This is a genomic window from Ignavibacteria bacterium, from assembly GCA_016707005.1.
Classification (GTDB): domain Bacteria; phylum Bacteroidota; class Ignavibacteria; order Kapaibacteriales; family Kapaibacteriaceae; genus UBA10438.
Genome location: JADJIQ010000001.1, coordinates 438,654 through 449,907, shown reverse-complemented (window position 1 = coordinate 449,907; position 11,254 = coordinate 438,654). Strand labels below are relative to the sequence as shown.

Genomic DNA, 11,254 nt, shown 5'->3' with positions numbered 1-11,254 from the left:
ACTCAAACAAGAGCCACGATCAACGTACACACAAGCATCACCAAGATCACCGGTACCCACAGTCTTCTCTCGGGCTTGCTCTTGGAGACGGAATTCAAACCGAGTCCAAGCGCCATGTAGGTAACGGGCAACCAGATAGCAATACGAGACGGTTCTAGAAGGTCCGGACGTATGAGTCCAGCACGGGTAAGGACGATCGCAATAAAGAACGCAAGGACCACTGTTGAGAAAACGGGAATCAACCGTGCCTTCATTGGAAGGACATCAGGATATTTTCCCCCAAGTGTGAATCTCCCCCACGGAGCACCTAGGCCAAGCGCGATCTGAAAGCCAATGGTAAGAACGGAAAGTAGTGTAAAGGTACCGGCAGCCATTTCAACGATGTTCGACATGTATACTCCGTAACCGAATGATGTACGATTCAAAAATGTCATAACGTCATAATGTCATATCCCTCGACTACGCTCGGGATGACGTCTTTTCGACAAGGTGTTTTACGATCTTCCTCACCAAACTCTTCGGTAAGGGGCTCTCCACCGTAAATCGAATGGTTCCTTTACTCGTAGCAAAGGCAGTAAGTTCCTCAGAGAAAGCCGCTATTGCGCCGGGACCTGGAAAAAGCGAGCAATGGTTCTTTGCTGCTGCAAAATGGATGAGGTTCTTGCCGTTGAGTTTAAAGGTTGGAACACCGTAGTTGATGCACTCAACTGCATCAGGTACGAGAGCGCGGATGGATGAACGTATGTCCTCAAGAACACGCCGCTTATCTGCGTCAACCGTTTTGAGGTACTGGTCAATGGTAGTAGTTTTGGTTTCCATCTCACGATAATAACAACAACATGAATACAACTCCAACGCTTGCAACCATGGATGAACAAGTCACAGCGTCCATCCATCTTGTTATCCCAAGAACGGAAATGCAGGAAGAAATGGATCCTGCTATCGTTGAACTGTATTCAACATTAGGTGCTCAGGGGATCGGACCAACAGGCCCCCTCTTCTCATATCATCATCGTATGCCAACGGATACGTTTGACTTTGAGATCGGCGTGCCCATTGATGGCGCTTTACAAGAGACCGGACGTGTCAAGGTAAGCAAACTCCCTGCCTGCCGCGTTGTTCGAACCATCTACCATGGACCATATGAAGGTCTTGGCGATGCCTGGCAAGAATTCATGACAGCGGTTGATGAAGCGAGCTATGAGTTCGGCTCAACGTTCTGGGAACGATATGTGGTTGGTCCGGCAGACACGCAAGACCCGAGCCAGTTTCAGACTGAACTCAATCGAGTTCTGTGTTAACTCTCAATACCCGATCGATCTTCCTTACCATACCATACTCGAAGAATACTTACAGTTTGATCGAGTATGAGATATCGAACAACGTATGAGCCAATGACGATCTCTCGTAACTCTAACGCTATAGGTGATGAAACAAGTCGGGACCCTAGTCGTGGAAATTCCTCGAGCTTCGCAACTCGCTCGATCAATTCTTCGATGATACTGCTGTAACTCTCGGAATAGTGCTCGATGAGAAATATCCGGATACGCTCTAAATCAACGACCGCCTCGTGGGTGTAGACGCACTTCACCTGGAATCTCGAGGCAAGAGCGTCCCTGAATCACTAGCGCCACTTCGAAGCCATGTGTGTACATCTTCAGCTGGCACCACTCGACCCTTAGAAACGGATTCCAAAGCTTCGCGCGTTTGCTCCCATCGATGTCTTTCGGCCGCAGCGTGGCCCAGATACTCGCGAAGTGCCTGAATAATGATCCAGCTCTTGCTTCGATCCAACTCGCTCGCAAGAAGAGCCAATTTTGCATCAAGATCAGAATCAAGACGGACGCTCGTTGATGGCATGATGATTCCTTGGAAAAATGACTACAACTGAATACAATGTAATACAATGTAGTCAAATGTATCCCTATCGAGAAGACGCTTGTAGAAGGCGCTTGTAGAAATCGCTTACAAAGGCGCTTACAAAGGCGCTTACAAAGGCGCTTTAAGAAGCCGCTTAAAAAGCCTTAAAACGGAACATCATCAAAGTCATCCTTCGCACCAGCGCTTGCCGGCGTGATCTGACTGTAATCTGCACCTGTAGGTGTGGCTGTGCCTGTTGCAGGCTCAATGCGCCATGCTTCGAGGTTTGTGAAGTAGACGGTCTGGCCTTCACGGTTTTGGAAGGGGCGACCCCGCAAGTTGAAGAGGACCTTTACTTGCTGACCAACCTTGAAGTTGTCGAGCAAGGCACAACGATCCTGCGTCACCTGAAACTTGATGTGCTGCGGATAATTGCCATCCTGCATCTCGATCACAAATTCACGCTTCTTGAAGGTGTCCTTCACCTGCTGCGTGTCCATCACGACGTGCATCGTGCCGACTGCTTCGAATGAGTTTGCCATGTCTGTTCCTTAGTTACGGAGTTACGGGGTTACGGAGTTACGGGGTTACGGGGTTACGGGGTTACGGGGTTACTGTATTACACGAGGGAAGCTTGCGAGGACTTCGTCGAGTTTGGCGATGTCCCTGCCCCCTGCCGTGGCCATGTGGGGTTTACCGCCGCCACCGCCACCGAGTTCCTTGGCAACGATGCCAATCAGTTTGCCGGCGCTGTGGGTCTTGGTGAGGTCATCGGTAACAACACAGACGAGCTGGACCTTGTCATCGAGAACGCAGCCGAGAAGGCCAATGCCACCGCTCTTGAGCGATGAACGAAGTTCATCTCCGAGGTCCTTAAGTTGTTCTGCATCGGAGACTGTTACGCGCGCTGATGCTACACGTACATCGCCAACGGAAACGGCAGAAGAAACGATCGATGGGATGAGGGTCTTGAGTTCGTCAGTCTTGAGAGAGGCGAGTTCTTTTTCGAGCTGCTTGATGCGTTCTGCCTGACGTGCCATGTCATCGGACATGATGTCACGCTTGGCATCGAGCTCCTTGAGCCATGTTGGAATACTTCGTCCGGCAATTGCTTCGAGACGACGTACACCGCTTGCCACACTGCTCTCTCCAAGGATCTTGAAGAGTCCGATCTCACTGGTGTTCTGCACGTGTGTGCCTCCGCAGAACTCAACGGAAAACTTTTCATCGATGAATACCACGCGTACGTTATCGCCATACTTGTCACCAAAGAACATTTTTACGCCAGGCACTGTGCGTGCCTTTTCAATTGGCATGTCTTCTGTATGGATTGCAATGGACTCAAAGATCTTTTCGTTGACCATGTCTTCAACGGCTTGGATCTCATCGGGACGCATACGTTCGAAGTGGGCGAAGTCGAACCGAAGATGCTCCGGCGCAACCAGCGACCCCGCTTGTTGCACATGCGATCCGAGCACTCTGCGCAATGCTTCGTGAAGCAAGTGCGTTACGGAATGTTCGCGTTCGATGTCTTTACGACGTGGTGCATCAACCTGAGCTAGAGCAACATCACCAATTGTTGCATCAACATCCGTCTCGCAGATATGCACGATAGCGTCGCCGTGCTTACGCACGTCTTCCACGCGGAAGGGAATGCCCCCTATCACAATCTGTCCGGTATCTGCTACCTGACCGCCCATCTCTACATAGAACGGAGTTTCTGCCAACACGATGAGATTTCCTTCTGCGTGAACAACCGCTGATGAAGTCTCAGTGGCGTTATACCCAACAAAACGTGACATCGCATCGATAGAAAGTTTTGACGCTTCCTGGGCGTGACTCTTGCGCGCTGCCCGAGAACGTGTGCGCTGTTCCTCAAGATGTTTCAGATATCCGGCTTCGTCAACCGTGAGTCCACGCTCACGTGCGATCAGTTGCGTGAGGTCTAACGGGAAGCCAAACGTGTCGTATAGCTCAAACGCATCAGCACCACCGACAACACCGGAGGTTGTATCAACGGCATCGAAGCGTAGGAGCCCCCTATCGAGTGTTGCGAGGAAGGACTCTTCTTCGGCCTTGATGATGCGTTCGATAACGCTGCGACGTGCAATGAGTTCCGGGAACACATCGCCCATTGTTTCGCAGAGGATGGCAACGTGTTTCCAGAGCACGGGCTCTGTCAGACCGAGGTTGCGGGCGTAGCGAGCTGCTCTGCGAAGGATGCGGCGCAGTACATAGCCCCTTCCCTCATTACCGGGATGGGCTCCGTCGGCGATGGCAAAGGAGAGTGTGCGAATGTGATCGGCGATCACGCGCATTGCTACGCCATCCGGATGATCGAGTTCGGTGCGATAGCTCTTGCCACAAAGGTCTTCGGTGAAGGCGATGATCGGTTGGAAGACATCCGTGTCGTAGTTGGAGTCCTTCTTCTGCATCACGGCGCAGAGTCGTTCAAAGCCCATGCCTGTATCGACGTGACGTGACGGCAGGTCTTCCAGCGTACCATCGCTGGTGCGGTTGTACTGAATGAAGACGTTGTTCCAGATCTCGATCACTTCCGGCACACCGGCGTTCACGAGAGGTCCACCACTCAGGTCCGGCGTCCGGTCGAAATGGATCTCTGTACACGGACCACAAGGCCCCGTATCACCCATCTCCCAGAAATTGTCCTTTTCATCAAAGCGATGTATGTGCGATTCCGGCAGATACTTCTTCCAGATCTCGTAGGACTCATCATCAGTGCGATAGACCGTAGCGTGGAGTCGGTCCTTAGGTAGTTGAAGCTCGCTTGTAAGAAACTCCCACGACCACCCGATGGCTTCTTCCTTGAAATAATCTCCGAAGCTCCAGTTACCGAGCATTTCGAAGAGCGTGTGGTGATACGTATCGTATCCCACTTCTTCGAGGTCGTTGTGCTTCCCCGAAACGCGGATGCATTTCTGCGTATCAACAGCTCGTGTGTACTCCCGTTTCCCCGTTCCGAGGAACACATCCTTGAACTGATTCATCCCGGCGTTGGTAAAGAGCAACGTAGGATCGCCGTGCGGAACCACCGGTGCCGATGGAACGATGCGATGTCCACGTGCTGCAAAGAAGTCGAGGAACGCCTGTCTGATCTGTCGTGAAGTCATGATGCCGGTGTGATACGGAAGAACGAAACCACGAAAGTACGGCAGAGAAAGTTCTTTGTAAGGGGCTTGTTATCAACCTACCTCCGGGTAGGCACAGGACGGGACGGGCGAGGTGGGGCCTCGCCCCTTAGGCCCCTCGTTGGCTTTCTCCTTGGCTCATCCCCCGACCCCTTCTCATCCTGAGAAGGGGTGCCGTTTCGTGTCATCAGTCATTGGTCATTCGTCATCAGTCATTTGTCACTACGAGCGTAGCGAGTGAAGTCATTTCATGAGGTACTTTTGCTCCTATGATCGCTCCTTTCCTCTCCTCTGCCTCGGCCTTTGTGGCCACCTTCTCCAAGCCTCCCAAGGGATCGGAGGTGCAGAAGGTAGTGGTGTCGGGGGTGAATTCGGCAGAGGGGTGGAACATCCGCATTGAACGATTCACGGAAAAGCAGGCGTTCACGGATCCGGCGCTGAAGATCGTGGGCGACCCATCGTCGGCGCTGATGCCGTGGATGGAGAAGACCTTTCGTCAGGTCCTGGTGCAAACACCGGAAGCGGATCTGCAGATCCTTAGGACCTATAAAGGGGGCGATGTAAAAACCTCTACGAAACATCTGCCCCCTTCACGCTCACGATGGGAAGGTGTTGCTGCAGACCGCACAAAGCCAAAGATCCTCACTCCGGAACATGATGCAGCACTCCTTGTGGCGCTGGATCTGGCAACACCGGATGGGAAGATCAAGGCGGCCATGGCCGATAAATTTCGTCAGGTGAACCACCTCTTGAAGCGGGCGCGACCAACCACCTCTGAAACGACGTCGTACCGTATCGTTGATGCGGGTTGTGGCAAGGCCTACCTCTCGCTCTCGCTGATGTATGTGCTGCAACGCGAGGGTATCGATGTGCATCTGCTTGGCGTTGATGCAAATCAACACGTGGTTGACCACTGTACAATGGTTGCGCAGAAGCTTGGTCTGACAAATGCCACGTTCACCTGTGCTCGCATCGGCGATGTTATTCCAACGCAGGAATGTGATCTGCTGATCGCCCTGCATGCATGCGATACGGCAACCGATGAAGCAATTGCACTGGGCCTTGCGATGAAGGCCAAGAGGATGCTCGTTGCTCCGTGCTGTCACCATGAAGTGCAGAAACAACTCCGGAAAGAGTCGGTTCCGGACTATGCCCGCCCCCTCCTTGATGACGGGATCACCAAGGAACGTCTGGGTGATCTGCTCACGGACTCTGTGCGACGTGACATTCTTCGCGCTCTTGGCTACGATGCCCGCCTGGAAGAATTCATCTCCCTGGAGCACACACAAAAGAACATTCTGCTTCGAGCGGATGTTGTTGATACGAACGAACGCGACCGACACCAATGGGCCGATCGCGTTCGGATCATGATCGATGCATGGGGCGCAGCACCACGGTTGATGTCCATGGTTGAGCTGCCCTCAAACAAGCCCCCTATCGCATGATAAGCAAGGGGCTCCTCTGTTCATTGATACCATCAACGAATGTCACAATGTACATTCCGGATGATAGGTGTTGAACATCCAGCGTAGACGATGACTGACCTCGTGCCATGGCCTGCTCGGCAACCGTGCGCCCGGCAACATCAGTAATGATGAGTCGAGGAATGTTGCCGCTGACGACGTTGCCGAGCTGTACCATGATCGTTGATGATGTGGGATTGGGCGCCAGTGTGATTTTTGATGCCACCTCGTATTCATCACTAACACTGTTCACCGTTGCAGTAGTACGCTTGGTGATGTTGCCTCTACCGTCATAGGTATAGGTTGTTTGTTTGCCACCAGCATATCGAACACTGGCAATGCGGCCAGCAGCATCGTAGGTGTAGGTCTGAGACCAAACACTTAGTGTTGTGGCGAATACTGCGATGAGAATGATGAAGGTTTTCATGGTTGCCCCTTAAAAAACGATGAAATATTCGAGGATGTCTCGCGCCCAATCGGGCAGGTAGCTGCCACGATTGGATCCGCCAGCTGGAGCTCGTTTCCCACCAGGAACAGGTGCGGGCGCAGGTGCCGGTGGTGGTGTGGGTACCGGTGCAGGAGTTGGAGGGGGTGGGTTGTTGGTTTTTGTTGGCTTTGATGGCTTAGGTGTTGCGCTTGGACGTGTCCGAGTACGAACTTCACGCGCCCGACGCTCTGCCTGACGATCCAACTCGCGTTGTGCCTCATCGGCCTGGATGATGTCATTGATCGCTGCAGCCTTTGCTATTGCACGATCACTGTTGCGTCGTGACTCCTCGAGCCAGTCTGGTGCCGGCAGGTTTGCTTCGGGCGTTGCACCCGATGCATCATGAGCGTTGACTGGGTCGCCCCATGCATAGGCATAAGCGTTGAATGCACGTGGGTCTAGCTGTTCCACAGGGTCTTCAGTGGTGAATCTTCCTGTTGTGGCATCGTAAACACGTGTACCCATCACGTATTGTGAAGCTCCCGGCGTCCACGTGCCACGCTGACCTCCAAACTGAAACGGGATCTGTGTCTCACCATCCGATGCAAGGGGCTCTCCATACGCACCATAGGCAAATCGCGAAACAATGGTACCGTTATCATCACTCACTGCGACAACATTGCCGCTGGCATCATAGTGGAAATATCGATGCTCACCGTTGGCAACATTCACCATTCCAAACAATCCGTCTTGAGCAGTTGAGAGTACTACCCACAATTGTCCGTTCACCAGAACCGACTGTGTCAGACCACCTAGTGCGTCGTTGTGAACAACAATCGTGGAGTCGGCCCCGCTGCGGACACCAACAACTCGATCGTATCCATCCGTTATGAGCTGACCTACTGAAGGATGCATCGGCGACATGAGTGTATTTGCCGAGGAATACGTCAGTGTACGATCGTCATCCAACGGTGGTCCATCGAGATATCCTTGCGATTGAATTGAGGAGATCCTACCATCTGCAAAACGAGCGATCGTCATCGAAACTGTTGGACTCTCTTCGATCATCGTCAAGGCTCCTGACGCATCGCGCGTATAGCGCGTGGTCAATGCTCCGGAGCGTTGTGTTTCGATGATCGACCCGTTTGCATCGCGCTGAAGTGTGATCGTTGCCCCAGTCCAATCTGATATGGTCTTAACACGGAACATTGCATCATAGGTGTACGTGATGTTCTTTCCGGGTGCTACGCCGATGCTGGCTATAGTACCATTTGTGTTCCATGTTATCGCAACACCATTGGTCTGCGTGAGCGTGCCAGTTGCATCATACGCGCTCGTTGACCGCGTAGTGGACGTTGGGCGTCCAGCCACATCATATGTGTATGTGTGACGCAGGTCTGAAGCCCTACGTTGTTCAATGATGTTCCCCCGCTTATCGCGTCGAAGCAGAGTTACCACGCCCTGAGCATCGGTGATCGAACGAACTCTGCCTCGGAGGTCGTAATCATATGTTGTTGAAGAACCCGATGGATCTGTTCGTTTGGTGACCAAGTCCATTGCGTTATATGCATAGTTCCAAGTACCACCATCCGTATCTCTGCATGAGGTGATCCTGCCCAGCGTATCATATGTCATCACGGTGTTGACCGGACCATGCTGCCAGCGAGATATCTGGCCTGTTCTACCATATGTGAACGCCGAGAAACGTTGAGAAGCATCACGATAGTCAATCACATCGCCCGATGCATCAAATCGAAACGCTTCAGCACCGCCCGTTGGAGTGGTAACATCAGTGATCAGTCCACGTCCATCGTGTTGGAATTCCGTCATTCCTCCGGCGCGGGCAACATGTTTCGTAATGTATCCGTCAGCGTTGTTTGTATAGAGTTCTTTGCGACTCTCCGCATCGGCAATGGCAGACAACCATCCGGCATTGTCATATTCGCGCGACGTAACAATGCTCGAACCAACGTGTGTTGTAGTAAGACGTCCGGCATCATCGTAGTCAAACGTGACGGCATCACGACCGGCCCTGCTCATCCTCGTCATCCGGCCCGTGCGGTCTATCCCGTAGGTTGTGGTTACACTACCGGGACCGGTTTCACTCGATACCCTCCCCCAGCGGTCATACGTCCATGATGTTGAAGCGCCCATCTCATCGGTGTACTTTGTGACCTTCCCGTGAGCATCGTACTCAAATGAAACACTGGAGGTATCGGGGTACGAGATCTTTGTGACATCGCCTCTACCATTGGTGATAAACGTTGTTGTGGCTCCAAGTGCATTGCGCATTGAGGTGATGTGGCCGCTCGCATCGTACGTGTACATGGTAGTTGCCGACATAGAACGAGCCTCAGTGATGAGTCCGGTTTGTGTGTCTCGCGTATAGGTAAAGGGGCGAGTAGCTCCACCAATACCGGTTAACCAGCCTCGGCCATCACGTTCGAAGGTAATCCGTCGTCCTACTTCATCGATATGTGTTGTGCAGTCCCAGACAGTGGCACCGTTCCATTGTCGCTGACGGTACTCCCACCGCTCCACTCCGCCAGCTCCATGTCTGATACTGGCTGGTCTACCGCTTTCGTGCCACGTAAAGAGTGTTGTATCGCCCCCTGCTGATATGATCATTGATGGTCTATTGTTGACGTTGTAGGTAAAACGCATCGCAGTTGTGCCCGTGCCAATGGATGTTACCTGCCCACGCATATTCCATGTATGATCTTCCGCAACACCTGCTCCATCCACGTAGCGTGATGAAGAGCTGCTGTAGGTGTACGTGGAGGCACGACCTTCTGCATCGGTCTGTGCTGTGATACGTCCGCTAGCATCATACGTGTTGCTTACTTCAACAACACCTGCACCGCGATCCACGGACGTGATCTGTCCGGGTATTGCTCCATACGCATACGTTGTAGCAAAACCATTGCTACTCGTTACGGAAGCGAGTTCCTGGGCGGTTGAATACGCATAGGTACATGTCAGCGTTCCATTCGATGCCGTGATAATGCGACCTTGGTCGTTTGTTGTGAACGTGATCACATGGCCAAGCGAATCTGTTACACGAGCAAGTGACGAGCCATTCCATACGACATACACGGGCATAGCACCATCGTCGATCTTTGTTAACATCCCTTGGGCGTTGAACGTGTACTGCGTTAAACGTGTGGCATCTGTAAGGAGCCATCCGCCCTGATGGTCTTGTAGTGTGAGAACATTGGTACTCATGGATCGCAGTGTGTAGGTACTGCCGACCTTTGTGAACGCCGCTCTTTCAAACCCAGGCAGCTGGACCAAGTGTTCCGTGGGCGTAACGACCACAGAAGCATCGTAGGTATGAGTCCAGTTGAAGCCGAGGTTTGAGATAAAACCAGAGGTGATGCCCATTCCATCATACAAACGCTCAAAGCGCAAAGGACCAACTCCAAAATCTAGATCTGGATCTTCTCGCAAAACAAAGGTCCCGGTACGGGGCGATACAGGGTCCCCAAAGGTCGACGTCCAGATATGTGGTCCGTCTGTTCCGTTCACCGTATCGCCGTTTGAAGGGGGCATGCGCGGTGAAACAACAATGTAGTCATGACCCTTTGGCGTTCCCTTTTCACATTCTCGCCACGCAAAGCCAACAGCAGTGGCCATCGGCTGATTGCCTTTGACCGTCATGGTGAATGTTACAGACTGGCCGTCTGAGATGGTCTGCTCCGTATCCGGCGTCATGTCCCAGAATGTCTCGGAGTTCATGAACGGCATGACCTTGTAGCAACATCCTTTTGGAGCTGTGTAAGTGATACTTCCACTAGAGGTTGCAATAAGCAAGTTACCAGGTGAGAGAGCCGGGCGAGTGGTGCAATCCGTAGAAGCGAGCACGGTTTCATTGACCATGAGCGTTTGTGGACCAGTGATGTTCGCCTCGCTGTTTGCCTCAATCGTGACCTGGTGAGCCCCCTCCATTGTTGGAGTCCATGCTAGTTCAGGGATTGCCTCTAAACTCTGGCCCGCCCCAACAAAGGTTGACCCGGCCAATTGGAACATGATGGCCTGTGTGAGCAGATACCGCACAGTGATGGTCCACTGGACCGGACCAAGTGCATATACCGAATTCCTGTTCGTGAGTAGAAACCGCAGGACCATCTGGCGCCCCACGATAGCCTGCGAACTCCATCTTTTCGATGGCACTGCAAGTTCTCCCGCTTGTGCTGTGCCGGCCATTACTGACGTAGCAAGCAGGAGTGTCAAACAAATTCTCCCAATGATACTCATCGTCCCCTCCGGGTGTTTGTGATTTCGGAGGCGAATCTTGCACTTGCAGTAATGCGGCGCACCCGGACAAAAGCCGGACAAAGAAATGACTAAGTGAC

10 protein-coding genes are annotated in these 11,254 nt (G+C 52.5%); 2 read left to right on the top strand and 8 right to left on the bottom strand.

The window, feature by feature from the left end; all coding sequences use genetic code 11:
* Positions 1-2 precede the first annotated feature (2 nt).
* Positions 3-392 (bottom strand): hypothetical protein, encoded by a 390-nt coding sequence (locus IPI29_01995; protein ID MBK7411307.1) that lies wholly within the window; start codon positions 390-392, stop codon positions 3-5.
* Between the two features lie 67 nt (positions 393-459).
* Positions 460-819, bottom strand: coding sequence for a DUF1801 domain-containing protein (locus tag IPI29_01990; protein MBK7411306.1), 360 nt, complete (start codon positions 817-819; stop codon positions 460-462).
* A 20-nt stretch (positions 820-839) separates the two neighbouring features.
* Here IPI29_01990 and IPI29_01985 point away from each other — a divergent pair, with 20 nt between their 5' ends.
* A complete protein-coding gene (locus IPI29_01985) occupies positions 840-1,301 on the top strand; it encodes a GyrI-like domain-containing protein (GenBank protein MBK7411305.1) in 462 nt (153 codons plus the stop codon).
* Here IPI29_01985 and IPI29_01980 read toward each other — a convergent pair.
* The 4 genes from IPI29_01980 to alaS all read right to left on the bottom strand — a co-directional run bounded on the left by IPI29_01980 (position 1,298) and on the right by alaS (position 4,991).
* Positions 1,298-1,591, bottom strand: coding sequence for a type II toxin-antitoxin system RelE/ParE family toxin (locus IPI29_01980; GenBank protein MBK7411304.1), 294 nt, complete (start codon positions 1,589-1,591; stop codon positions 1,298-1,300). The genes IPI29_01985 and IPI29_01980 overlap by 4 nt on opposite strands.
* Complete coding sequence (locus tag IPI29_01975) at positions 1,588-1,860, bottom strand: ribbon-helix-helix protein, CopG family (GenBank protein ID MBK7411303.1); 273 nt, start codon at positions 1,858-1,860, stop codon at positions 1,588-1,590. Before IPI29_01975 ends, IPI29_01980 begins: the two co-directional genes overlap by 4 nt.
* A gap of 164 nt (positions 1,861-2,024) precedes the next feature.
* On the bottom strand, positions 2,025-2,402 hold the full coding sequence (locus IPI29_01970) for a DUF3127 domain-containing protein (GenBank protein MBK7411302.1): 378 nt from the start codon (positions 2,400-2,402) through the stop codon (positions 2,025-2,027).
* A gap of 69 nt (positions 2,403-2,471) precedes the next feature.
* Positions 2,472-4,991 (bottom strand): alanine--tRNA ligase, encoded by a 2,520-nt coding sequence (alaS, locus tag IPI29_01965; GenBank protein MBK7411301.1) that lies wholly within the window; start codon positions 4,989-4,991, stop codon positions 2,472-2,474.
* Between the two features lie 287 nt (positions 4,992-5,278).
* Here alaS and IPI29_01960 point away from each other — a divergent pair, with 287 nt between their 5' ends.
* Positions 5,279-6,454, top strand: a complete 1,176-nt coding sequence (locus IPI29_01960; protein ID MBK7411300.1) for an SAM-dependent methyltransferase — start codon at positions 5,279-5,281, stop codon at positions 6,452-6,454.
* Here IPI29_01960 and IPI29_01955 read toward each other — a convergent pair.
* Positions 6,444-6,899, bottom strand: a complete 456-nt coding sequence (locus tag IPI29_01955; protein MBK7411299.1) for a T9SS type A sorting domain-containing protein — start codon at positions 6,897-6,899, stop codon at positions 6,444-6,446. The two genes, IPI29_01960 and IPI29_01955, sit on opposite strands and share 11 nt — an antisense overlap.
* Before the next feature lie 9 nt (positions 6,900-6,908).
* Positions 6,909-11,132: an RHS repeat protein gene (locus IPI29_01950; GenBank protein MBK7411298.1), complete on the bottom strand. Its 4,224-nt coding sequence runs from the start codon at positions 11,130-11,132 to the stop codon at positions 6,909-6,911.
* Between the last annotated feature and the right edge of the window lie 122 nt (positions 11,133-11,254).

Excerpts from the sequence above, each read along its gene's own strand:
- IPI29_01995 (MBK7411307.1), bottom strand. The coding sequence starts at position 392 with ATGTCGAACATCGTTGAAATGGCTGCCGGTACCTTTACACTACTTTCC.
- IPI29_01975 (MBK7411303.1), bottom strand. The coding sequence starts at position 1,860 with ATGCCATCAACGAGCGTCCGTCTTGATTCTGATCTTGATGCAAAATTG.
- IPI29_01960 (MBK7411300.1), top strand. The coding sequence starts at position 5,279 with ATGATCGCTCCTTTCCTCTCCTCTGCCTCGGCCTTTGTGGCCACCTTC.
- alaS (MBK7411301.1), bottom strand. The coding sequence starts at position 4,991 with ATGACTTCACGACAGATCAGACAGGCGTTCCTCGACTTCTTTGCAGCA.
- IPI29_01970 (MBK7411302.1), bottom strand. The coding sequence starts at position 2,402 with ATGGCAAACTCATTCGAAGCAGTCGGCACGATGCACGTCGTGATGGAC.
- IPI29_01955 (MBK7411299.1), bottom strand. The coding sequence starts at position 6,899 with ATGAAAACCTTCATCATTCTCATCGCAGTATTCGCCACAACACTAAGT.
- IPI29_01990 (MBK7411306.1), bottom strand. The coding sequence starts at position 819 with ATGGAAACCAAAACTACTACCATTGACCAGTACCTCAAAACGGTTGAC.
- IPI29_01985 (MBK7411305.1), top strand. The coding sequence starts at position 840 with ATGAATACAACTCCAACGCTTGCAACCATGGATGAACAAGTCACAGCG.